Consider the following 25,080-nt stretch of genomic DNA (forward strand, 5'->3'; position numbering starts at 1 on the left):
AATTCCTCGTTAATCTGTTTCAGCATTTAATTTTTTGAGTAGGGCGCGATGAAGCTCTGCTTTTTGTACTTCATCTAGAGCCTTGTAATCTTTGTTTGAGACGACGAAAAAGTCTTCTGCGCGTTCGCCGACGGTTGTAATGCGCGCGGCATGAATATGTAGTGAATAGGCCTGAAATACCTCAGCAATTTTAGTCAGTAACCCCGGAATATCAATGGCCTGAATTTCAATTAGGCTGCGATCGTCGCGTGCGTGCGGGCGTAGTATAATTTTAGGTTTGATATTAAAGTCTTTAAACTTCTGTGAGCGGTTTTTCTTTACCCGGATCTTTCTTTTTGGATCTTTTAGTAAAGTTTCCAAGCCTTTTCTGATCCCCGCTGCACGGCCAGTACTGAGTGGGTCGCCATTCACTTCTAGGATAACAAAACTAAAGACAACATAGCCATCTTTTGTGGTCATGACCTGAGCATGTTGGATCTGTGCTTTTTTAGAACCTATTACACTGACCAATTTGGCGAATAACGCAGATTCATAAGGACTGTATACGAATACTTGCGTCCCGCCATGCATGGGCTTGTCAGAGACGATCACGCTTGGCTGACTTAAATCATGAGACTGTAATAAGTGTTCAGTATGCCAAGAAATCTGCTGTTCACTAAAGGCAGTAAAATAATTGGCCTTAAAGCGTGACCAAATAAGGTCAATGTACTCTTCGAAGTAGCCCAAATTAATCAGCCGTTGCTTGGCTTGGCGTTTCTTATCACGGATCTGATCGCGCATATCCATTGGGTTTTCAAGACCCAAGCGCAATGCCCGCTGAGTATGTAGATATAGCTCGCGTAAGAGGGTATTTTTCCAGTCGTTCCAGAGGTTGTCGTTGGTGGCACGAATGTCGGCAACCGTTAAGCAATAGAGATAATCTAGCTGACGTTCGTTTTTCACTTTTTGTGCAAATTCAGCAATAACATCGGGGTCGTTAATATCTTTACGCTGGGCTGTGACAGACATCAGGAGGTGATTTTGCACCAGCCAAGCTACCAATTTAGCGTCGGAAGCAGTAAAGCCGTGCATTTTGGTAAATGCCATGGCGTCAACGGCACCAAGCTCGGAATGGTCGCCACCTCGACCTTTGGCAATATCGTGAAAGATCCCAGCTAAGTAGAGTAGCTCTGGTTTGTCCATGCGGGCAACAATCTCAGAACAAATCGGGAACTCGCTAATATGCTCTTTATCGAAATAGCGATAGATGTTATTGATGAGCTTATGGGTATGCTCATCTACCGTGTAGGCGTGAAACAGATCGAACTGCATTTGACCAAAAATATTACGCCACTGTGGTAAATAGGCGGCGATGATCCCGTGTTTGTGCATCAGAGTAAACGCTCGGCCCATGCCGTTGGGGTGCTTCAATAACCTTAAAAAAGCGTCACGACAGCCTGCGTAATCTTGCAGATCGCCTAATAAGCGGCGTCTGACTTGGCGCATAGTACGTATGGTACTTGGGTCAATCTGATTAATTTTAGGGTTGTCTGCAATATGTTCAAAGAGGACAAACAAATTCTCTCGACGGAAAAAGACCGAGGGGTTCTTAACGCGAATTTTATTGCCAATGCGCTCAAAGTTTCTGTCAAGTGGCACGGCTTCTTGTTCTAACTGCTCGGGAAGAATACTTTGTTCGAAATAGGAGAGCAGCATCTGGTTCATTTCGCGCACTCGGCTCATGATCCTAAATAAGCGTTTCATCATACGCTCGACCGAGGCTTTACCTTCAGAGCCAAAACCGAGGAGCTCTGCGGCATGTGGTTGATGGTCAAACAGTAAGCGGTTCTCACTGCGACCAGCGGCTAAGTGCAGCGCAAAGCGAATGTTCCACAGGTTTTCGATGCACTCTAACAGCTCTTGATATTCTTCATGGGTCAAATAACCGTGATTGATTAACTCTTCCAAAGTTTCAGCGCGGAAGTGCTTTTTAGCGACCCAAAAAATGGTTTGCAGGTCGCGCAGGCCACCGGGGTTTTCTTTAATATTAGGCTCAAGGTTGTAGGCGGTACCATGGCATTTTTTATGGCGAATATTCTGCTCATTGACCTTAGCGATAAAAAAGTCACTAGATTGCCAAATTGGGGTTTCAACAATATGTCGTTTGAGGCGTTCATATTCAATATGGTTACCACAAATGAGGCGGCTTTCCAGCAGGCTAGTGGCAAAGTGAACGTCATTTTGTTTTTGTTCTAGGACCTGTTCATGGGTTCTTACGCTATGACCAATATCTAGACCTAAGTCCCATAAATAAGTGACAAAACGCTCTAAGCAGCTGGTCACTTCTTCACAGGGAACGGATTTGGTCAGCACCAAAAAATCGATATCAGAGAACGGGTGTAACTCACCACGGCCATAACCACCAATGGCGATTAACGACAAGTCTGGTTGGTGCGCCAGTCCGGTTTCATTAAACAGTTTAATCAACAAGCGGTCAATAAATTCGGCTCGAGAGTTAATTAGATTTCTAACGGGTTGCTTGGCAAATTGATTGCTTAACCATTTGTAGAAAAAAGCAAGACAATCACGGTAATCGGTAAGTTCTTGTGCTTCGTCAAGAAGCGTCTTCACTTTGTTCGGTAATGCCACTTAGGATCCTGTGTCATGCGCGCAAAAACAGTAGAGTCCTGTTTTACACTAAATAAATAAGAATTGCGAGTGACGGGGAGGTGAAGGGTCAAGGATTGGGCAACTAGCATTGCGTGTAACTGATATCTAAACACAAAGGGGTTGTAACCACTGTAGCGTGAGTTGCGCAATAAAAAAGCCAGCAATCTGGCTGGCTTTGATAAATGCTTTTTGCAATTAAGCTGAATGCGTAATAACGCGGTCTATCGTCTCGTCATTGCGTAGCGTTAAGATCTCAACGCCATTATCCGTGACAAGCAGCGTGTGTTCCCACTGCGCCGAAAGACTACGGTCTTTGGTAACGACAGTCCACTCATCTTTTAGTAGCTTACATTGGCGCTTACCCGCGTTAACCATAGGCTCGATAGTTAAACACATACCGGCTTTAAGTACTTCGCCAGTGCCCGGTTTGCCGTAGTGCATTACTTGTGGTTCTTCATGGAATTCTTTACCAATGCCGTGACCACAGTATTCGCGCACGATAGAGTAGTTAAAGCCTTCTGCATACTTTTGAATTGCAGCACCAATATCACCCAAACGCACGCCCGGTTTTACCATTTTTATCGCAAGGTATAGGCTCTCTTGCGTGATTTCGCTTAAGCGCTTACCTTGGATAGTTGGTGTACCGACGTAAAACATTTTTGACGTATCACCATGATAACCATCTTTGATCACAGTGATGTCGATATTGATAATGTCGCCCTCTTTTAGCGGTTTATCGTTTGGGATACCGTGACAGATAACGTGGTTAACTGAGGTACAAATAGACTTCGGAAAGCCGTGATAATTTAGCGGTGCAGGAACAGCACCTTGCTCATCAACAATGTAGTTGTGACAAATGGTGTTTAATTCGTCGGTGGTCACCCCTGGCTTAACATACGGCTCGATCATTTCCAGTACTTCCGCGGCTAAACGCCCGGCAACACGCATTTTTTCGATTTCTTCAGGGGTTTTGATCACAGCACTCATTTAGACTCCAAGTCAATTTAGATGAACATTTATTATGCACAAATTTTACGCATAAGATTGAGTTAATTCTTTATATATGGTATAAAGCGCGCCGTCTTTTTACAAATAATTCTTCCTCACACGATGAGATTGAATGTTTGTAGTTAAGACAACACACTTATTAATATTAACACACACACATATCGACACATACACTTGGGTGCATGCAGTTATAAAAACTTCGTGTTGGTGCTATGGGATATGTGGAGGCCTAACCCTAACTTTTAGAGGAAATATACAATGGCAAACGTTTCAATGCGCGATATGCTTCAAGCTGGTGTTCACTTCGGTCACCAAGCACGTTACTGGAACCCTAAGATGAAGCCGTTCATCTTCGGTGCACGTAACCGCGTTCATATCATCAACCTAGAAAAAACAGTTCCTATGTTCAACGATGCACTTAAGTTCTTACAGAACGTAGCATCTAACAAAGGCAAAATCCTTTTCGTAGGTACTAAGCGCGCTGCAAGCGAAGCAGTTAAAGAAGCGGCTATCCAAAGTGAGCAGTTCTATGTAAATCACCGTTGGTTAGGTGGTATGTTGACTAACTGGAAAACAGTTCGTCAATCAATCAAGCGTCTTAAAGAGCTTGAGACTCAAAGCCAAGACGGTACTTTCGAGAAGCTTACTAAGAAAGAAGCGCTAATGCTTACTCGTGAAATGCAAAAGCTTGAAAAAGGCCTTGGCGGTATCAAAGATATGGGCGGTCTTCCAGACGCTATCTTCGTTATCGACGCTGACCACGAGCACATCGCTATCCGTGAAGCTAACAACCTAGGTATCCCAGTAGTATCTGTTGTTGATACTAACTCAAACCCAGATGGTGTTGATTTCATCATCCCAGGTAACGACGACGCTATCCGTGCAATCCAGCTATACACTGGTGCAGTAGCGACTGCTATCACTGAAGGTCGTGAAAGCAACATCGTTGCTCAAGCAGAAAACGACGACTTCGTTGAAGCTGAGTAATTACCTGATTAGGTATTAGCTGTCATCAAGTCTTCATCAAATTATTGGTGAAGACTTGATATTCTTTATAAGCGATTAACTGCTTATCCCGTTGTTTGCCAAGCAGACCTTGAAAGATAACGGATTTTTATCAAATTGAGGCGAGCTGTACTTGATTTGATATTCAGCCAACCTAAGGTTGGTTTTATCAAGAACTGAATTCAGATTTGAGGATATTCTAATGGCTGTAACTGCTGCCCTAGTAAAAGAACTTCGTGAGCGCACTGGCGCTGGCATGATGGATTGTAAAAAAGCACTGACAGAAACTGGCGGTGATATCGATCAAGCAATCGAAAACATGCGTAAAAGTGGTGCTGCTAAAGCTGCTAAAAAAGCAGGCAACATCGCTGCTGAAGGTACAATCATCATCAAGCAAGGCGAAGGTTTTGCTGCACTAGTAGAAGTTAACTGTCAAACTGACTTCGTAGCAAAAGATGCAAGCTTCCTTGCATTTGCTAACGAAATTGCTGACGCAGCTGTAGCTGAGCAACTAACTATCGAAGACTTACAAGCTAAGTTTGAAGAGACTCGTGTTGCACTAGTAGCTAAAATCGGTGAGAACATGAACATCCGTCGTGTTTCTTACATCCAAGGTGACAAGCTAGTTGCTTACCGTCACGGCGAGCGTATCGGTGTTGTTGTAGCTGGTGATGCTGACGAAGAAACACTTAAGCACGTTGCAATGCACGTTGCTGCTTCTAAGCCAGACTACCTAAACCCAGAAGACGTACCTGCTGAAGTAGTTGAAAAAGAAAAAGCGGTTCAAGTTGAAATCGCAATGAACGAAGGTAAGCCAGCTGAAATCGCTGAGAAGATGGTTGTTGGTCGTATGAAGAAGTTCACTGGTGAGATCTCTCTTACTGGTCAAGCTTTCATCATGGAACCTAAGAAATCAGTGGGTGACTACCTTAAAGAGAAGAATGCATCTGTTTCTTCATTCGTTCGCCTAGAAGTAGGTGAAGGTATCGAGAAGAAAGAAGAAGACTTCGCAGCAGAAGTTGCAGCACAAATCGCTGCAGCAAAAGGCCAGTAATCACTTATTGTGATGCCTAATGACGTAAAAGCTGACATTAGCTTTGCGTCATTGCTGAAAATTCTCTAAAATAACCGCGCATTTATGTCTAGCATAAGCGCGGTTATTTTTTACCTCACTTTTAATTGGCCCGGATATTATGACTATCAATAAAAAACCTGTTTTTAGACGCGTTCTTTTAAAGCTTAGTGGTGAAGCTTTAATGGGAGATGAAGGCTTTGGTATCGATCCAAAAGTATTGGATCGTATGGCACAAGAAATCAAAGAGTTAGTAGAGCTCGACGTAGAAGTGGGTTTGGTTATCGGTGGCGGTAACTTCTTACGTGGTGGTTCACTTGCAGAAGCGGGCATGAACCGAGTTGTGGGCGACCACATGGGCATGCTAGCGACCGTCATGAACGGCCTTGCGATGCGTGATGCGCTGCACCGTGCTTTTGTAAACGCACGTTTGATGTCTGCTATCCCGCTAAATGGTGTGTGTGATGCGTACAATTGGGCAGAAGCAATTAGCCTATTAAAATCTGGCCGTGTTGTTATTTTCTCTGCAGGTACGGGCAACCCATTCTTTACCACGGACTCAGCAGCATGTTTGCGCGGTATCGAGATTGAAGCGGATACTGTGATTAAAGCCACTAAGGTTGAAGGGGTATTTAGTGACGATCCAGTGAAAAACCCAGATGCTACGCTGTACCGCACGTTAACTTACAACGAAGTTATCGACAAAGAATTGAAAGTGATGGATTTAGCTGCATTTACATTGGCACGTGACCACAATATGCCAATCAGCGTATTTAACATGAATAAACCGGGTGCATTGAAAAATGTCATCATGGGTGAAGAGGAAGGTACCCTTATCTCTTCTCAAGCAGCAGAATAATCTGACGACTATTTCAGCAACTCGCAGTTAAGTAGCGAATCTCTAAATTGCGAGTATAATCTGGCATAACAAGAACAGACTAGGAAAGTATTGTGATCGAAGATATTAAAAAAGACGCTCAAGAGCGCATGAAAAAAAGTGTGGCGGCACTTGGAAGCCAGCTTTCTAAAATCCGCACAGGTCGTGCACACCCTGCGCTACTAGATGGTATTTCTGTTTCTTACTACGGTGCAGATACACCGTTAAACCAAGTAGCAAACGTAACGACGGAAGACTCTCGTACACTGGCTATCAGCGTATTCGACAAATCGCTTGCACAAGCGGTAGAAAAAGCAATCATGTCTTCTGACTTGGGCCTAAACCCAATGTCAGCAGGCACTGTGATCCGTGTTCCACTTCCTCCATTAACTGAAGAGCGTCGTAAAGATCTTATCAAGATCGTACGTGGTGAGGTTGAAGGTGGTCGCGTTGCAGTACGTAACATTCGCCGTGATGCAAACGGTGATATTAAATCATTGCTAAAAGACAAAGAAATTTCTGAAGACGAAGCACGTCAAGCTGAAGATGATATCCAAAAATTGACTGACAAGTTCATCAAAGAAATGGATACACAACTAAGTGCGAAAGAAGCAGAGTTGATGGAAATCTAAATGTCTATGTCCTAGCGTATATGTTTACGCACTGTTTACGTATTGCAGAAAATTCTGCTTTGTTTCTGAGCAGTTAGCGTTTTTTTGACTAGGTACACTGACAAATTTATTAGGTTTGAAGCGCCGCCTAGGGTATACTAGGCGGCGTTTTTTTTCACTTAAATTGGAATTATGGTTTTAGAAGCAGAGGTTATTTCGCAGCAATCATTGCCAAAACATGTTGCGATAATAATGGATGGCAACGGTCGTTGGGCTCAAGCTCGCAGGCGTCCTCGCGCCTTCGGACACAAGAAGGGCGTAGATTCGGTTCGCAGTGCTGTACAATTCTGTTCCAAGTTAGGTATAGAGTCTCTGACGCTATTTGCCTTTAGTAGTGAAAACTGGCGCAGGCCAGAAGATGAAGTCAGCACGTTAATGGAATTATTTATTTATGTGCTGTCTAAAGAAGTTAAAAAATTACATAAGAACAACGTAAAGCTAACCATTATTGGCGATCTTTCTCGTTTTCCTGACAGCCTCCAAAAGCGTGTTCATGAAGCTCAAACATTGACCCAGGACAATACAGGGCTTAACTTAAACATTGCAGCAAATTACGGTGGACGTTGGGATATCACACAGGCAGCACAACATCTCGCAAAACAAGTTGCAGCAGGTGAATTGCAACCAAGTGATATAACCGAAGATGCCTTGACAGAGCAGATGACGATGGCCGATCAAGCGAATCTCGACTTGCTGATCAGAACGGGAGGCGACTTCCGCATCAGTAACTTCTTGCTATGGCAAGCTGCGTATGCCGAACTCTATTTTACCGACACGCTTTGGCCTGATTTTGACGAGCAAGCATTCTCTGAAGCCATTGCTTGTTACGTGTCTAGAGAGCGACGCTTCGGATGCACAGGAGAGCAGATAAAGCAGCTCCTCGCAGAGAAAGACGCAACAAGTTAAGGGTTCAAATTTGTTAAAACAACGTATTCTAACGTCAGCGGTGCTTGCACCTCTGGCTCTACTTTTGGTGTTTTATACACCGCTGGCAATGTTTAGTACGATTGCCGCACTAATCGTTTTGCTTGGTGCATGGGAGTGGTCGGCGCTTGCGGGCCTATGTCAAAAGCGTCAGCGTTTTACTTTCGTTGGCGTTATGGCGGTGTTAATTCTATTGCTTAACACCCATTGGCCGATACAGGATTTATGGCAGCAAGGGCGCTTAGTCGCTGATGCCAATTATGTATTTACGCTCGCTTTTGCGTGGTGGTTGGTCGCTACTTTCTTGGTAGTGAAATACCCACGAGCAGCTCGTGCTTGGAATGAAGGGATCATGATGCGCTCCATCGCCGGTGTACTGACGCTAGTCCCGTTGTGGCTTGCGTTAAACGTGATGCGTAGTGCCGGATATGAAGATGGCGAGCATATAGGCTCAGTCCTTATCATGGTGGTATTGGGCATAGTGTGGAGCGCGGACATTGGCGCTTACTTCGCTGGAAAGAATTTAGGTAAGCATAAGCTCATGCCTAAAGTGAGCCCTAATAAAACGATTGAAGGTCTTGTTGGTGGCGTGATCACCGCAGTTGTTTTTGTGTTAGTGTTTTGTCACTTCGCCGCAATTGATCTCAATATGTGGCCAATTTACGCTGCAATGACCATTATTATCGCGCTATTTTCTGCCGTTGGTGATTTGCTGGAAAGTATGTTTAAGCGCGAAGTAGGTCTTAAAGATTCAGGCCGTTGTTTGCCAGGTCATGGCGGTATCCTAGATCGCATTGATAGCTTAACGGCTGCGGCACCCATTTTTGCTTTTTGCTACGCTTGGACGGTTGTGCTATGAGCGAGCAAAACTTGGTAGTACTGGGAGCGACAGGCTCTATTGGACTATCAACCTTAGACGTCGTTAGCCGCAATAAAGAACAATATCGTGTATTTGCCTTAGTTGCAGGGCAAAACGCGGAAAAGATGGCTGAGCTTTGTTTACGTTATCAGCCTAAATACGCGGTTATGAGCTCAGAGCACGCAGCTCAGCAACTTTCTCAACGTTTGACGGGCACTACCACCGAAGTACTCCATGGCGTTGAAGCAATGGCTGAGATGGCTCGTCACGTAGATGTGGATATCGTGATGTCCGCAATCGTTGGTGCAGCAGGGTTGTTACCGACTTTAGCGGCAGTCGAAGCGGGTAAAAAAGTGCTGCTGGCGAACAAAGAGTCATTAGTAATGAGTGGCCAGCTGTTTATGGATAAAGTAAAAGCGCATGGTGCGACTTTGCTCCCTATCGACAGTGAACATAATGCCATTTATCAGTGCCTACCAACGACTATACAAACTGGGCAATCTTCAAACCTAAGTCACAGCGGTGTTAGTAAGATTTTATTAACCGGTTCTGGTGGACCTTTCTTGCAGCGTTCATTGGCTACCTTAGCTGCAGTAACAGTCGAAGAAGCGGTTGCGCATCCTAATTGGTCTATGGGCAGAAAAATCTCTGTCGACTCTGCGACCATGATGAATAAAGGGCTGGAGTTTATTGAAGCTAAGTGGTTATTTAACTGCTCGGCTGACGATATTGAAGTGGTGATCCACCCACAAAGCATGATCCACTCAATGGTGCAGTATCGCGACGGCTCGGTGCTGGCACAAATGGGGCAGCCAGACATGCGAACGCCGATTGCATATGGGCTTGCCTATCCTGAAAGAATTGACGCCGGTGTAGAGCCATTAGATTTTTCTCAGATTGTCGATTTCACTTTTACCAAACCAGATTTTAACCGTTATCCCAACCTCAAATTAGCGATTGACGCATGTCGTAGTGGTCAGGCTGCAACAACAACAGTGAATGCCGCAAATGAAATCGCTGTTGCGGCATTTTTAGAGGGTAAGATAGGGTTTTGCGATATCTATCGAGTCAATGCCTTAACGCTTGAGCAAAGTGAGCTTGGCGTATTAGAATCCGTTGAGTCTATTATGGAAACAGACCGAGCGGCACGCCACCGAGCGCAGCAAATTATCGCCACATTGAGGTAACTATGTTTGAATTTTTCTGGCACTTAGGCTCATTTATTCTTGCTTTAGGGATTTTAGTTACCGTCCATGAATATGGCCATTTTTGGGTTGCCAGAAAAGCCGGCGTTAAGGTCTTACGTTTTTCTATTGGTTTTGGTAAGCCTTTAGTCAAGTGGTATGACAAACATCAAACCGAATACGTTATTGCCGCAATTCCACTTGGCGGCTATGTCAAAATGCTCGATGAACGCGTTGATGATGTGCCAGAGCAGGAGCGCCACCTTGCCTTCAATAATAAGCCAGTACTTTCTCGTATCGCTGTGGTAGCTGCAGGCCCCATTGCAAACTTTTTGTTTGCCATTGTCGCGTTAGCGGCAATGTATATGGTAGGGGTTCAATCAGTAAAACCCGTCGTTGGTGGTGTGACACCAACCAGTATCGCGGCGGATGCTGGATTTCAATCAGGTGACCACATCATTGCACTGAATGATGAGTTAGTACACTCATGGCAAGACGTTACGTTTGAATTGATGGCGCATTTAGGTGAAGCATCTCTGGTTGCCAAAGTACAAGATGAAAAAGGTAGTTTGGCGATTCGTACGCTACGGTTGAGCGATTGGAAACTGGAAAAGCAAGATGAAGCGCCACTGACCTCAGTCGGCATTACGCCTTATAGGCCGCCGCTGACGCTGCAGCTCGGTTATGTCGAAGAAGGTGCAGCTGCCGACAAAGGTGGCTTACAAGTAGAAGACACGCTGGTTGCGATAAATGGTGACAAATTGGCATCGTGGCAACAGCTGGTGAGCCGAGTTCAAAAATCTGCAAATCAAGCCATAAGCATTGATATTCTGCGCGATGGTCAGCCACAAACCCTAACGGTAACACCTCAGGCAAAAACTTCACCAGAAGGTGTCGTACAAGGCTATTTGGGCGTTGTGCCTGTGATGGAAAAATGGCCAAATGGTTACATTGAAACTAGACAATACGGCATCCTAGATAGTATGGTGCTTGGCATTCGTAAAACTTACGACTTGATTGCCTTAAGTTTCGACATGATCGGCAACTTAATCACGGGCCAAGTCTCGGTAAAAAACTTAAGCGGGCCTGTGGGGATCGCGGTTAGTGCCGGAAATAGTGTTAGTTACGGGTTAGTTGCATTTTTAGGCTTCTTAGCGCTTATCAGCGTGAATTTAGGAGTTTTTAACTTATTACCGCTCCCTGTCTTAGATGGTGGGCATTTAATGTATTACTTAATTGAACTAATTCGCAGAAAACCAGTCTCTGAAAAGACACAAGAGTTTGGGTTTAAGATTGGAGCGGCGCTTCTTCTTGCCTTAACGTTTTTTGCACTATTTAATGATGTTTCTCGGCTTTAAGCCGTGCGGTGCTAAAAAGCGCACATTATATGCAATTTAAATGTTTGCATTTTTGTTCAAGCATACAACGGATAACATAATACAAAAGCTGTAACGTTTGAATGTTGTGATGTAATGGGCCTTAGCGTATCGCGCCAAAATTGTTGTAAAGGATAAAGATAATAAAATGCCTATAAAAAAACACATTGCAGTAACCAGTTTACTGGGCGCTAGTTTTGCTGCCTTAGGGCAAAACTCCTTTATCGTAGAAGATTTAAAAGTAGAAGGGCTGCAGCGCGTTGCACTAGGTGCTGCATTGACACATATTCCGATCAACGTTGGTGACAATGTCGATCAGTTTACTATTTCACGCACAATCAAGGCGCTGTATAAGTCTGGCCACTTTGACAACATTGCGGTATTCCGTGATGGTAATCAGATTATTTTTAAGGTTAAAGAACGTCCAACTATCAGCTCAATCGAATTCGATGGTAACAAAGACATCAAAGACGAGCAGCTAAACGAGAGTTTAGAACAGCAAAATATTCGCCAAGGTGAGCCGTTAGACAGAACGGTACTTGATAGTATCGAAAAAGGCTTAACGGAATTCTTCCACAGTATTGGTAAATACAACGCTAAGGTTGAGGTGAGCATTGTTGAATTGCCACGTAACCGTGTGAAGCTGATGCTGAAGTTTGAAGAGGGTGATGCTGCTTCTGTACGTCAAATTAACCTCGTTGGTAATGAGCTGTTCTCGGACGAAGAACTTCTTAACCTAATTGAATCTCAGCAGGACTTACCTTGGTGGCGCTTCCTCTCTAATGACCGTTATCAAAAACAAACCATTGAAGGCGATTTAGAAAAGATCCGCAGTTTTTACCTAGACCGTGGTTATTTACGTTTTAACATCGATTCAACGCAGGTTTCAGTAAGCCCAGAACGTGAATCAGTTTATGTTACGGCAAACATCACCGAAGGTGAAAAATATACCGTTAAAGGGTTTGATTTCATTGGTGACTTATTAGGTCGTGAAGACTTAATTAAAGGCATAGTGCCACTTCGTGCTGGTGAGCTTTACAACGGCTCAGTTGTGACGGCAACGGAAGACTTCATTAAGAGTTATTTGGCGCGTTTTGGATATGCCAATGCTGAAGTACGAACCGTTCCAGAAATCGATGATGAAAACAAAGAAGTACAATTAACACTATCTGTTGATCCTGGAAAGCGCGTATATGTACGTCGCATCGTGGTGAACGGTAACCAAAATACAGCAGACGAGGTATTACGTCGTGAAATGACGCAGCTTGAAGGTGCGTGGTTGTCTAACCAAAACCTAGAGCGTTCAAAGCTTCAAATTCAACGTTTGCCATATATGGAATCGGTAGAGTTTGAAGTCAAGCCAATTCCTGGTGTTGAAGATCAGGTTGATGTTGACTTTAAAGTAAAAGAACAGCCGGCAGGTAGTTTCCAAGCGGGTGTTGCTTATGGTTCTTATGCGGGCCTTCAGTTTAACATTGGTGTCAGTGAGTCTAACTTCTTAGGATCTGGTAACCAAGTTGCTTTCAATATCAACACTTCGCGTGGTTCAGAACGTTATAGTGTGTCCTACACTGACCCTTACTTCACGCCTGACGGTGTGTCGCAAGGCAGCAGTATCTTCTACAGTAAGTTCGATGCGAGTGAGTTTGGTATCGTAGATTATAAATCGACCAGCTATGGTCTCGGTACTAACTTTGGTTTCCCAATTAATGCGATTAACCGTGTTAACTTTGGTATTCGTTGGATTGAAGAAAGCCTTTCGCAAATTTCGGACTTTGAGCAAACACGAGTACTTCGTGAGAGCTTCTTAAACGAAAGCGATCCAAATGCCGATTATGACTTTACTAAATATGAGTTAAGTGCAGGTTGGTCACGTGTAACGGTTAACCGTGGTATGTTCCCAACAGCAGGTTCTCGTCAAAGCTTGAACTTAAGTATTACTACACCAAACTCAGATCTTAATTTCTTCAAGATCAATTACGATTCACGTTTTTACTGGCCAATCAGTAATGACCATCGTTGGGTATTCTCAGCGAGAGCGGGTTTAGGCTATGGTAATGGTTATGGCGAGACCAATGGCTTTGAGCAAGTGTTGCCATTCCAAGAGTTCTTCCGTATTTCAGAGCAAGAACTACGTGGTTTTGACCGAAACACGATTCTACCTCGAGCGGTACAGCGTGCGCCTAAGTGTATTCCGGGCACACCTAAACCAGATGGTACATCAGGTAGCTGTATTGGCGGCGATCAGCAATTTGATACGCTAAATCTAGGTGGTCGTATCGGTGGTAACGCAAAAGCACTAGCAGGTCTTGAGCTTATCGTACCAACGCCATTCCTAGACGAAGAAAACACGAGTTCAGTAAGAACGAGCTTCTTCGTCGATGCGGCAAACGTTTGGGATACTGAGTTTGATGTAGACCGTTATAACAACTTGCCAGAAGATCAATACAATCTACTTTCTGATTTCTCTGATCCATCAAGGTTCAGAGTATCAACGGGTTTATCGATTCAGTGGATCTCGCCTATGGGACCTATGCTGATCAGTTTCGCTTACCCACTCAAAAAAGAAGAAGAAGACGATACGAAGACGATCAGCTTCAATATCAGTAATACATTCTAAGGAGTTTTATTGTGAAAAAATTTATTAAATCATCAACACTAGCCATGACTGCAGCACTAATGATGGGTGCTTCAGGTAGCGCATTTGCACACAAAGTAGGCATCGTAGACATGCAGGAAGTGTATAAGCAAATTCCACAAATGGCGAAAATTGAACAGACACTACAAGCTGAGTTCGCTGAGCGTCGTCAAGAACTTGAAAAAATTCAAGGTGACATTCGTTTCGAAGCTGAAAAATTTAAGCGCGAAGCAACGACAATGAGTGAAGAGCAAAAAGAAGCGCTTCGTGAAAAGATCCAAGGCATGCAAAAGACACTTGCTGAAAAAGGTCGTCCACTAGAGCAAGAAATTAAAGTTCGTCAAAACCAAGAGCTTGCTAAAGTACAAAAGCTAATCGTAGATGCGATTGAGTCTGTTGCTAAAAAAGGTAAGTTTGACGAAGTTAAAGTAAAAGATACGACAATTTACTTCAATCCTGATAAAGTAGCCGACCTTTCTGAAGAAGTGGTAAAAGCGGTTAGCAATAAGTAATGACAAAACTTCACACCTTATCTCAACTTGCTGAGTATCTAGGTGCTCAGCTGCAAGGTGATGGCGATAAATCAATTCGAAATATCGCCACTCTCGCACAGGCAAAAGACGACCAAATCGCGTTTTTAGCCAACAGCAAATACCGTGGTCAGCTTGAAAGCACGACTGCGGGGGCCGTGATCTTGAGTGAAAAAGACGCGGATTATTTTGCGGGTAATAAACTCATTATCGCAGATCCTTATGTAGCCTATGCAAAACTTGCACAGAAGCTAGACTCAACACCTAGCGCAGCATCAGGAGTTCATCGTACAGCAGTTATCTCTGATACAGCAACACTTGGTGCAAACGTCAGTGTGGGTGCGAATGCTGTAATTGAAGATGGTGCTGTGATTGGTGATGATGTTGAGATAGGGCCAGGCTGTTTCATTGGAAAACATGCCAAAATAGGCGCAAAGACTAAACTCTGGGCAAACGTAACCGTCTATCATGAAGTACAGATAGGCGAACAATGTCTATTCCAGTCAGGTGCCGTAATAGGAAGTGATGGTTTTGGCTACGCCAACGAGAAAGGCGAGTGGGTTAAAATCCCTCAAGTTGGCACCGTAATTATTGGCGACCGTGTCGAAGTTGGCGCGAGTACTTCTATTGATAGAGGTGCGCTAGAAGACACCATTATTCATAGCAACGTCATTTTAGATAACCAGATCCAAATTGCCCATAACGTTGAAGTTGGTTACGGTACAGCTATCGCAGGCTGCACGGTACTGGCGGGCAGTGTTAAAATCGGCAAGTACTGCCAAATTGGTGGCATGACAGCAATCAATGGTCACAACGAAATTTGTGATGGGGTTGTCATTACTGGTATGAGCATGGTTACTAAAGGAATTACTGAGCCAGGGATCTATTCTTCTGGTTTACCTCACCAAACGAATAAAGAGTGGCGTAAGTCTATTGCACACTTACGCAATTTATCTGACTTTAAGTCGCGCCTGAAGGCACTTGAGCTGCTGACAGCACAGCTTAAAGATACTGATGTAGAATAAGGAAGCTATTTTGGCTAACGAATTAAACAGCTTTGATATCCAAGAGATTTTAAAACTTCTTCCGCACCGCTACCCAATGTTGCTTGTTGACAAAGTGGTAGATTTTAAGCCTGGCGAATATCTTCACGCGATTAAAAACGTGACGATTAATGAGCCTATTTTCACAGGTCACTTTCCAGAGCAACCTATTTTCCCAGGTGTGTTGATCTTAGAAGCGATGGCTCAGGCAACCGGTTTACTTGGTTTTAAAACGGTCGAGAATCGCAGCGAGAATGAACTATACTTATTTGCGGCGATTGATAATGCACGTTTCAAACAACCTGTTCTACCGGGTGACACGATGCATTTGCACGTTAAGTTCGAAAAAGAACGCCGTAACATCTGGAAATTCAGTGCTGAAGCTAAAGTAGAAGGCAAAACTGTGTGTTCAGCTGAAATTATGTGTGCTAGAAGAGAGTTTTAATGGCTATTCATCCTACCGCAATTATCGAATCAGGCGCGCGTCTAGGCGAGAATGTTTCTGTAGGCCCTTATAGTTATATTGGCAATGACGTAGTCATTGGTGATAACTGTAAGATTGAATCACATGTTGTGATCAAAGGCCCTTCTGAGATTGGTTCAGGCAATCACATTTTCCAATTCGCGTCAGTAGGGGAAGCCTGCCAAGATAAAAAGTACAAGGATGAACCAACCAAGCTAATTATTGGTGATAACAACGTTATTCGTGAGTGTGCGACTATCCATCGTGGCACAATTCAAGACGAAGGGATCACTCGAATTGGTAGCAACAACCTATTTATGGCTTACACCCATGTGGCACACGACGCAGTCATTGGCAGCAATGTGATTTTCGCTAACAATGCAAGTGTAGCCGGACATGTACATATTGGTGACTGGGTTATCCTTGCGGGTAATTCAGGTGTACATCAATTTTGTAAAGTGGGTTCACATGCCTTTATTGGTATGTACTCGGGAGTGAACCAAGACGTGCCGCCTTTTGTTACAACGACCGGCACGCCAGCGAGACCCGTTGCAATTAATACTGAAGGTTTAAAGCGTCGCGGCTTTGAGTCTGATGAAATCATGGCAACAAGACGCGCATACAAAACGTTGTTCCGTAAGGGGCTGCGTTTAGAAGATGCGTTAGAAGCGCTAAAAGAAGATGCTTCTGAGTTCGCAGCAGTTCAGCAAATGATTGATTTTATTGCGACTTCTAATCGTGGTTTGATCCGCTAAACTTGAACCGCAATACAGGTTATACTTACGCCATACATTATGTATGGCGTTTTTTTATACTGAAAAATAATAATGGCTAACGAAAAAAATATCACCATTGGCGTGGTCGCAGGAGAGTTATCGGGCGATATACTCGGTGCTGGCCTGATAAATGCGCTAAAACTTCATTACCCCAATGCTAATTTTGTCGGGATCGGTGGTCCTAAAATGCAACTAGCGGGTTGTAAAAGCCTGTTTGACATGGATGAACTGGCTGTTATGGGACTAGTCGAAGTGCTTGGTCGCTTGCCTCGCTTGCTAAAAATTAAAAAGCAGTTGGTGAACTACTTTATTGATAATCCACCTGATGTATTCATCGGTATTGATGCGCCGGATTTTAATTTGCGTGTTGAAAAACCGTTGAAAGCGGCAGGAATTAAAACTATTCAGTATGTAAGCCCGAGCGTGTGGGCGTGGCGTCAAAAACGCATCCATAAGATTGCTGAAGCGACTAACCTAGTGCTGTCTTTGCTGCCGTTCGAAAAAGCCTTTTATGATAAACATGAAGTGCCTTGTACATTTGTGGGTCATACGCTAGCGGATGAAATTCCACTTGAGCCGGACACCGCAGGTGCGCGTGCACAGCTGAACTTAAGTCAAGATGATACGGTTTTAGCACTGCTTCCTGGTAGTCGGGGCTCTGAAGTTGGCTTATTGAGCCGCACTTACCTTACCACTGCAAAAAAATTAGTCGATAAAATTCCTAACTTAAAAATAGTCGTACCTTTGGTAAACGAAAAGCGCAGAGCACAGTTTTTGGAAGCCTTGAACGAAGTCGCGCCGGAATTGAACCCAATTATGCTTGACGGCCAGTCAGCACTGGCAATGCAAGCTGCGGATACCGTTTTACTGGCCTCAGGAACTGCCACACTTGAGGCGATGCTATATAAAAAGCCAATGGTAGTAGGGTATAAGCTAAACCCTAAGAGTTATTGGATTTTTAATACCTTTTTTACCTTTAACATCAAATACTTTGCCTTGCCGAATTTATTGGCTGACGCACCGCTTGTGCCTGAGTTTTTACAGGCAGAGTGTAATCCTGACGCACTCGCTGATGCACTTTTCCCGATGTTAAAAGGCAATAATAGTAAGCTTGTTAGAAAGTTTTACGAGATACATGAGAACATTCGCCTAAATGCCAGCAAACAAGCGGCTCAGGCTGTAATGGAGTTAATAGATGCAAATTGAACGTCCTGATGTGCAGTATATTGCAGGCGTTGACGAGGTAGGACGTGGCCCGTTGGTGGGTGACGTTGTAACCGCTGCCGTCATTTTAGATCCAACCAAACCAATAATAGGGTTAACCGACTCGAAAAAACTGTCAGAGAAAAAGCGCAATGCATTGGCAGAAGAAATAAAAGAAAAGGCATTATGTTACTGCATTGCGAGAGCATCAGTTGCAGAAATTGACGATTTGAATATTCTTCACGCAACAATGCTGGCGATGACACGCGCAGTTGAAGGATTGGAAATTCAACCTGATCATGTATTTGTTGATGGAAATCGTTTACCTAAGCTGAGTGTTTCGGCAACCGCAGTTGTAAAAGGGGATAGCCTAGTTGCCGAGATAAGTGCGGCATCCATATTGGCGAAAGTCACCCGAGACAATGAGATGTTAGCACTCGATGCGGAATATCCTGAGTTTGGTTTTGCAGGCCACAAAGGTTATCCAACCAAAGCCCACTTTGCCGCGCTCGAAGCACATGGGGTTACTCCGCATCACCGTACAAGCTTTAAGCCTGTGCAACGAATTTTGGCCGAGAAGGAGTAAGCATGCCAGCCCCGCAGTTTGTCCATTTGCGTGTACACAGTGACTTCTCAATGGTGGATGGTCTAGCGAAGACCAAACCAATTGTGGCAAGGGCCGAAGAGCTTGCAATGCCTGCGCTTGCCATCACCGATCAAATGAACTTATGTGGTTTGGTGCGTTTTTATGGTGGCGCACACGGGGCAGGGATCAAGCCAATAATTGGTGCGGATTTTTGGCTAAAGTCAGATCAATTTCCTGATGAACCAAGCCGAATTCTCGTTCTCGCCAAGAACAATCAAGGCTATAAAAACCTCACCTTGTTGATCTCCGATGCCTATCTTCGCGGCCATGTATTCCATCGTCCTGTTATTGATAAAGAATGGCTTGCAAAATACAAAGAAGGGCTGATCCTTATCTCTGGCGCGAAAGATGGCGATTTAGGCAAAGCTATCTTAAAAGGCAATCCTAAGCTAATTGAAGAAACGTTGGCGTTTTACGAGCAGCATTTTAGCGACCATTTTTATATTGAGCTGCAACGCACCGCACGTGCACAAGAAGAAGAATATCTCCATGGTGCTGTGGAGGTCGCGGCTGCACGTAATATACCTGTTGTGGCGACGAATGAAGTGGTGTTTTTACACGAAAAAGACTTTGATGCCCACGAAATTCGCGTTGCTATTCACGACGGTTATACATTAGAAGACAAAAATCGACCAAAACGCTTTTCTAAAGAGCAATATTTAAAGACTTCAGAGCAAATGCAAGCGCTCTTTAGTGACATTCCAGAAGCTTTAGAAAACACCGTAGAAATCGCTAAGCGCTGTAACGTGACGGTACAGCTTGGCACCTACTTCCTACCAGATTATCCAACGGGCGATCTGGCGATTGAAGATTTCTTGGTAAAAGTATCGCGAGATGGTCTAGAAGAACGGTTGCAGTTCTTATTCCCTGATGAAAATGACCGCAAAGAAAAGCGTGGTGAGTATGACGACCGTCTGCAGGTTGAACTCGACGTTATCAACCAAATGGGATTCCCAGGTTACTTCTTAATCGTAATGGAGTTCATTCAGTGGAGTAAGGATAACGGCATCCCTGTAGGTCCAGGTCGTGGTTCCGGTGCCGGCTCTTTGGTGGCATATGCGCTTAAGATCACGGATCTTGACCCACTTGAATTCGATCTCCTATTCGAACGATTCCTTAACCCCGAGCGGGTTTCGATGCCTGACTTTGACGTCGACTTCTGTATGGATAGACGAGACGAGGTAATTGATCACGTTGCTAAACTGTATGGTCGAGACGCAGTATCTCAGATCATCACCTTTGGTACGATGGCGGCAAAAGCGGTAATTCGAGACGTTGGTCGTGTGCTTGGTCACCCTTATGGCTTCGTAGATAGGATCTCCAAGCTTGTACCAGGCGATCCAGGTATGACACTTGCCAAAGCGTTTGATGTTGAACCTCGCTTGCCTGAAGCTTACGATAGCGATGAAGAAGTTCGTGAACTGATTGATAAATGTCGCATTCTTGAAGGCTGTACGCGTAACGCGGGTAAACACGCCGGTGGTGTTGTTATCTCGCCTACCACCATTACCGACTTTGCAGCACTGTATTGCGACGAAGAAGGTAAGTTCCCAGTTACCCAGTTTGATAAGAACGACGTAGAAACCGCAGGCCTGGTTAAGTTTGACTTCCTCGGTCTAAGAACGCTAACCATTTTGCAATGGGCGCTCGACATGGCGAATGAACGCCTTGGCAGAGAAAGTCGTGAGCCGATAGATATCGCTGCCATCCCATTGGATGACCCTGCAAGTTTTAAAGTGTTACTAGACGCACAAACAACTGCGGTATTCCAGCTGGAATCTCGTGGTATGAAAGACTTGATCCGTCGCTTGAAGCCAGACTGTTTCGAAGACATGATCGCACTGGTTGCGCTATTCCGTCCGGGTCCTTTACAATCGGGCATGGTAGATAACTTTATCGACCGTAAGCATGGCCGTGAAGAAGTATCGTATCCAGATGCACAATACCAGCATGAAAGTCTACAACCTATACTAGAACCGACCTACGGGATCATCCTTTACCAAGAACAGGTAATGCAGATAGCGCAGGTGCTTGCCGGTTATAGCCTAGGTGGCGCTGACTTGCTTCGTCGTGCAATGGGTAAGAAAAAGCCTGAAGAAATGGCGAAGCAACGTGCAACGTTCGAAGATGGTGCCAAAGATAATGGCGTCGAAGGCGAACTTGCCATGAAAATCTTCGACTTGGTAGAAAAGTTCGCGGGTTACGGCTTTAACAAATCACACTCCGCAGCCTACGCGTTAGTGTCGTACCAAACGCTATGGATGAAGACCCATTTCCCTGCCGAGTTTATGGCGGCGGTAATGTCAGCGGATATGGATAACACCGACAAAATCGTAACCTTGGTAGATGAATGCGAAAACATGAAGTTGACGCTGCTACCACCAGACGTGAATGCCGGTGTCTACAAATTTGCTGTAAATCGTCAAGGTGAGATCGTCTATGGTATAGGAGCGATTAAAGGCGTAGGTGAAGGTCCAGTTGAAGCGATCCTTGAAGCGCGAGCCCAAGGGGGAGAATTTAAAGATTTATTCGACTTCTGTGCCAGAGTTGATTTAAAGCGTCTAAATAAACGCGTGATTGAAAAGCTAATATACGCAGGAGCGCTTGATAAGCTTGGCCCAGATAGAGATCAGCCTGGGCGCGCGACTTTACTGGCAAGCTTAAAGGATGCCATGAAGTCGGCAGAGCAGCATCACAAAGCCGAATCACTTGGACAGAGCGACTTATTTGGTTTGCTTGCGGTTGAGCCCGAGGAGGTTGAACAAGCCTTTATCAAAGCTACGCCGCTTAGCGATAAAGAATGGTTAAATGGGGAAAAAGAAACCTTAGGTCTTTACCTAACTGGCCACCCAATTAATCAATATCGCAAAGAATTAAAATATTATACCTCTGGCAAGTTAGTTGACTTACAACCCGGTAATCGTGATACGGTAGCAACCGCGGCGGGACTGGTTATCAATGCTCGTACCTTGATAAACAAAAAAGGAGCGCGTTGGGGACTTATCACTTTAGATGACAAAAGTGCCCGAATTGATGTACGCTTATTTCCTGAACAGTTTGAAATGTACCAAGAAATGCTGCAAATTAACCAAATCTTGGTAATATCTGGACAGGTCAGCTTTGATAACTTCTCTGGTGGCATTACAATGACCGCAAGAGAAATCTCTACCATTGCTCAGGCGCGAGAAAAGCGTATTAGTGCAATAAAAATGACGCTAAATATGGCTCAAATTGACGCGAACTTCTTTGATAATTTCAAAAAAGTGCTAGAACCATATAAATTTGGAACGTGTCCGGTAAAAATTAAATATCAGCGTCCTGATGCATTAGCAGAGTTAACATTAGGAACACAATGGTGTGTGACGCCAAGTGATGAGCTTTTAACTCGTTTATCACTGTTGGCGGCGCAGGAATTAGAATTAGAATTTAACTAAACAGGTAGTTTAGAGCATGAGCCTCAATTATCTTGAATTTGAACTTCCAATCGCTGAATTGGAAGCAAAGATCAAAGAATTACAAAACGTTAGTCGCTCTGGCGATTTAGATCTTAGCCTTGAAGAAGAGATCAGCCGCTTAAAAGACAAAAATGTTGAGCAAACAAAGAAAATTTTCGACGGTTTAGGCGCTTGGCAAGTGTCTCAATTAGCACGTCATCCGCTTCGTCCATATACTCGTGACTATATTGAACGCATTTTTACCGAGTTTGACGAGTTCGCAGGCGACCGTACTTTTGCTAACGATCCGGCTATTCTTGGTGGTGTTGCACGTCTTGACGACAAGCCAGTAATGATTATCGGTCAGCAAAAAGGTCGTGATACCGCTGAAAAAATCAAACGTAACTTTGGTATGCCAAAGCCTGAAGGCTACCGTAAAGCATTGCGCTTAATGGAAATGGCTGAACGCTTTAAGATGCCAATCATTACTTTTATCGATACACCGGGAGCCTATCCGGGTGTAGGCGCTGAAGAGCGCGGTCAAAGTGAAGCGATTGCACGTAACCTTAAGGTGATGGCAGCGCTAAAAGTACCAACCATTTGTACCGTAATTGGTGAAGGTGGCTCTGGTGGCGCATTGGCTATCGGGGTTGGTGACAGAGTAAACATGCTGCAATACAGCACGTATTCGGTAATTTCACCTGAAGGTTGTGCTTCTATTCTTTGGAAGAGCGCAGACAAAGCGTCACTTGCCGCTGAAGCTATGGGTGTATCAGCCTCTCGCGTAAAAGAGCTGGATCTTATCAATAACATCATCGAAGAGCCGCTAGGTGGCGCACACCGCAATTACGATGCGATGGCGAAAAACCTGAAAGTGCAGCTTAAACGTGACTTGGCTGATCTTGAAGCACTAAGCACCGAAGAGATGTTAGATCAGCGTTATAAGCGCCTGATGTCATTTGGTTATTGTTAATACGGGTTTCTGCTCGTATTGATATCAATGCTAATTTAAGTTAAAAAGCCGCTATTGAGCGGCTTTTTTTATTGATTGTAAGAAAACATGATTAATAGTCGGGTTTACCAACAAGTAGAGTCAAGTTTAAAGGTATTGAGCTCCAGCCTTGACGCCAAAGGGTTGTGCATTGCTTTATCTGGTGGTGTGGATTCGGTTGTGTTGCTCCATCTTTGTCGAGAATATGCAAATAAGCATAACATTGCACTCCAAGCGGTTTATGTTAATCATGGCTTATCTCAGCACGCTTCGCAGTGGCAGCAATTTTGCCAATCACTTTGTGAAACACTCAAAGTTCCCTTTGTTGCAAAACAGGTTTCGATTACTCGGAAAGCCCGTACTAGCCTTGAAGCGCAAGCACGCGAAGCTCGCTATCAAGCATTAGATGACGCGGCCAGAGCAGGTTTTGCAATCGTACTTGGGCAACATGCCGATGACCAAGTAGAAACTTTCTTACTGAGATTAAAGCGTGGGTCAGGGTTACTCGGGCTTGGAGCGATGAGAGCGACAACTCAGCTGGCATCTGGGCGATATTGTATTCGTCCGTTACTTGCCGTTAGTCGTGGCGAGATTGAAGCATTTGCACAGCAGTGTGGCCTTGAGCATATTACTGATGAGTCCAACGCCGACGATGCGTTCGACCGTAACTTTTTACGCAATCAGGTGATCCCGTTACTTACCTCTCGATTCAATGGTTTTGTAGGTAACACACTGCGTAGTATCGATATTTTACAGCGCCAACAAACCATAATTGATGAGGTGAGTGAAGAAGATTTGCAAAAGTGTCGTTGTCGGATGGCGCTAAACATCACGGCTTTACAACAGCTCTCTTGTGCAAGAAGAGATAATGTCATCAGACTGTGGTTATCAAAGCAGGGCATAGAGATGCCGAGTCAAAAACAGTTGGATGAAATTGTACAACAGGCGTTTTCATCACGCCAAGATAGCCAACTTGAAATACGTTTTAAGCAAGGCGCAGTGAGGCGTTATCGTGATGCACTTTATTGGGTAACGGAAAATAGCCAAAAGCATGATATTGAGACCGTTAACCTCAACGAACTCAGCGGGCAAAGTACACCTGTTGCTTTACAAACGGGCAAGGGGGTCCGCAAACCTTTCACGGACGAAATCGTTAGCATTCGTTACGGCAGACTTAAAGATAAAATCAAACCACAGGGCAAACCTGGTTCTAATACCTTGAAACATTGGCTAAAAGATTTACATATTCCAAGCTGGGAGCGTGATTCTATTGCGGTTGTTTATTACAATGATACACCGGTGGCGGTGAACGGACTGTTTGTGAGTGCCGAGCACGCAGAGGATAATGGCATTATTTGGGTAGTAAAAGATGACTGAAAGTAAAAAAATTGGCCAACAGTTAGCGCAAAAAGCGCCTTATGCGGTGGTGTTCACTGCGGTGGTGTTTATCGTACTCTTTATGTCGAGTGAAGTGGTGTGGCTGAATCAAATATTTGCTTCGGCATCAGGCATTATCAGTATTGTGTTTTTACTATTGTATTGGCATGGTAAGGGCGGAATGTATTTTATTCTTGGCTTACTTGCGCCAATGCTTGCGGTGATGTTTTCAGAGTTACCCGATTTCCTTGCGCTTGCATGGGTAATAAATGGATTTTTTAACGGCGCGGCGCTTGCCCTGATGGCATACCTATACTTAGGAAAAGATGCTCAGCGTTAACGCATAACACTGAG

Annotated in this window: 21 protein-coding genes; 19 read left to right on the plus strand and 2 right to left on the minus strand. The window is 44.4% G+C overall.

The features are described 5' to 3' along the window. Positions 1-9: 9 nt before the first annotated feature. On the minus strand, positions 10-2,628 hold the full coding sequence (gene glnD, locus BB427_RS00530; RefSeq protein WP_010606767.1) for a [protein-PII] uridylyltransferase: 2,619 nt from the start codon (positions 2,626-2,628) through the stop codon (positions 10-12). A gap of 216 nt (positions 2,629-2,844) precedes the next feature. After that, positions 2,845-3,636: a type I methionyl aminopeptidase gene (gene map / locus BB427_RS00535; RefSeq protein ID WP_039497131.1), complete on the minus strand. Its 792-nt coding sequence runs from the start codon at positions 3,634-3,636 to the stop codon at positions 2,845-2,847. Between the two features lie 279 nt (positions 3,637-3,915). Between map and rpsB the strand changes: the two genes are divergently transcribed. From rpsB to BB427_RS00630, 19 genes are all read left to right on the plus strand, one after another. Continuing rightward, positions 3,916-4,644: a 30S ribosomal protein S2 gene (gene rpsB / locus BB427_RS00540; protein WP_010371318.1), complete on the plus strand. Its 729-nt coding sequence runs from the start codon at positions 3,916-3,918 to the stop codon at positions 4,642-4,644. A gap of 220 nt (positions 4,645-4,864) precedes the next feature. Further along, positions 4,865-5,716, plus strand: coding sequence for a translation elongation factor Ts (tsf, locus tag BB427_RS00545; RefSeq protein ID WP_010371321.1), 852 nt, complete (start codon positions 4,865-4,867; stop codon positions 5,714-5,716). A 139-nt stretch (positions 5,717-5,855) separates the two neighbouring features. Further along, positions 5,856-6,593, plus strand: coding sequence for a UMP kinase (gene pyrH, locus BB427_RS00550; RefSeq protein ID WP_010371324.1), 738 nt, complete (start codon positions 5,856-5,858; stop codon positions 6,591-6,593). Between the two features lie 92 nt (positions 6,594-6,685). Then, positions 6,686-7,243 (plus strand): ribosome recycling factor, encoded by a 558-nt coding sequence (frr, locus tag BB427_RS00555; protein ID WP_010371327.1) that lies wholly within the window; start codon positions 6,686-6,688, stop codon positions 7,241-7,243. A 171-nt stretch (positions 7,244-7,414) separates the two neighbouring features. Continuing rightward, a complete protein-coding gene (locus tag BB427_RS00560; RefSeq protein ID WP_017216092.1) occupies positions 7,415-8,188 on the plus strand; it encodes an isoprenyl transferase in 774 nt (257 codons plus the stop codon). 10 nt (positions 8,189-8,198) lie between these two features. After that, a complete protein-coding gene (locus tag BB427_RS00565; RefSeq protein ID WP_017216091.1) occupies positions 8,199-9,065 on the plus strand; it encodes a phosphatidate cytidylyltransferase in 867 nt (288 codons plus the stop codon). Next, positions 9,062-10,252: a 1-deoxy-D-xylulose-5-phosphate reductoisomerase gene (gene ispC, locus BB427_RS00570; RefSeq protein ID WP_069018610.1), complete on the plus strand. Its 1,191-nt coding sequence runs from the start codon at positions 9,062-9,064 to the stop codon at positions 10,250-10,252. Before BB427_RS00565 ends, ispC begins: the two co-directional genes overlap by 4 nt. A 2-nt stretch (positions 10,253-10,254) precedes the next feature. Continuing rightward, positions 10,255-11,607, plus strand: a complete 1,353-nt coding sequence (rseP, locus tag BB427_RS00575; protein WP_069018611.1) for a sigma E protease regulator RseP — start codon at positions 10,255-10,257, stop codon at positions 11,605-11,607. A 166-nt stretch (positions 11,608-11,773) separates the two neighbouring features. After that, entirely contained in the window at positions 11,774-14,245 is a 2,472-nt protein-coding gene (gene bamA, locus BB427_RS00580) for an outer membrane protein assembly factor BamA (protein WP_039497140.1), read from the plus strand. Positions 14,246-14,256: 11 nt separating this feature from the next. Next, positions 14,257-14,775: an OmpH family outer membrane protein gene (locus tag BB427_RS00585; protein WP_010371344.1), complete on the plus strand. Its 519-nt coding sequence runs from the start codon at positions 14,257-14,259 to the stop codon at positions 14,773-14,775. Next, on the plus strand, positions 14,775-15,818 hold the full coding sequence (lpxD, locus tag BB427_RS00590) for a UDP-3-O-(3-hydroxymyristoyl)glucosamine N-acyltransferase (RefSeq protein ID WP_039497143.1): 1,044 nt from the start codon (positions 14,775-14,777) through the stop codon (positions 15,816-15,818). Before BB427_RS00585 ends, lpxD begins: the two co-directional genes overlap by 1 nt. A gap of 10 nt (positions 15,819-15,828) precedes the next feature. Beyond that, entirely contained in the window at positions 15,829-16,281 is a 453-nt protein-coding gene (gene fabZ / locus BB427_RS00595) for a 3-hydroxyacyl-ACP dehydratase FabZ (protein WP_010371351.1), read from the plus strand. After that, positions 16,281-17,054: an acyl-ACP--UDP-N-acetylglucosamine O-acyltransferase gene (lpxA, locus tag BB427_RS00600; RefSeq protein ID WP_017216085.1), complete on the plus strand. Its 774-nt coding sequence runs from the start codon at positions 16,281-16,283 to the stop codon at positions 17,052-17,054. The genes fabZ and lpxA overlap by 1 nt, the downstream gene beginning before the upstream one ends. A 72-nt stretch (positions 17,055-17,126) precedes the next feature. Beyond that, positions 17,127-18,281 carry a lipid-A-disaccharide synthase gene (gene lpxB / locus BB427_RS00605; protein ID WP_069018612.1) on the plus strand — a complete coding sequence of 385 codons (1,155 nt, stop codon included), beginning with the start codon at positions 17,127-17,129 and terminating at the stop codon, positions 18,279-18,281. Beyond that, entirely contained in the window at positions 18,271-18,864 is a 594-nt protein-coding gene (rnhB, locus tag BB427_RS00610) for a ribonuclease HII (RefSeq protein ID WP_069018613.1), read from the plus strand. Before lpxB ends, rnhB begins: the two co-directional genes overlap by 11 nt. A gap of 2 nt (positions 18,865-18,866) precedes the next feature. Continuing rightward, the gene (gene dnaE / locus BB427_RS00615; protein WP_069018614.1) at positions 18,867-22,358 is read left to right on the plus strand and encodes a DNA polymerase III subunit alpha; all 3,492 of its coding nucleotides are present in this window, start codon (positions 18,867-18,869) and stop codon (positions 22,356-22,358) included. A gap of 16 nt (positions 22,359-22,374) precedes the next feature. Beyond that, on the plus strand, positions 22,375-23,331 hold the full coding sequence (accA, locus tag BB427_RS00620) for an acetyl-CoA carboxylase carboxyl transferase subunit alpha (RefSeq protein ID WP_010371368.1): 957 nt from the start codon (positions 22,375-22,377) through the stop codon (positions 23,329-23,331). 87 nt (positions 23,332-23,418) lie between these two features. After that, complete coding sequence (gene tilS, locus BB427_RS00625) at positions 23,419-24,726, plus strand: tRNA lysidine(34) synthetase TilS (protein ID WP_069018615.1); 1,308 nt, start codon at positions 23,419-23,421, stop codon at positions 24,724-24,726. Beyond that, a complete protein-coding gene (locus BB427_RS00630) occupies positions 24,719-25,066 on the plus strand; it encodes a hypothetical protein (protein WP_039497156.1) in 348 nt (115 codons plus the stop codon). Before tilS ends, BB427_RS00630 begins: the two co-directional genes overlap by 8 nt. The last annotated feature ends 14 nt before the right edge of the window (positions 25,067-25,080 follow it).

This window comes from Pseudoalteromonas sp. BMB, assembly GCF_001709235.1.
GTDB lineage: Bacteria > Pseudomonadota > Gammaproteobacteria > Enterobacterales > Alteromonadaceae > Pseudoalteromonas > Pseudoalteromonas maricaloris.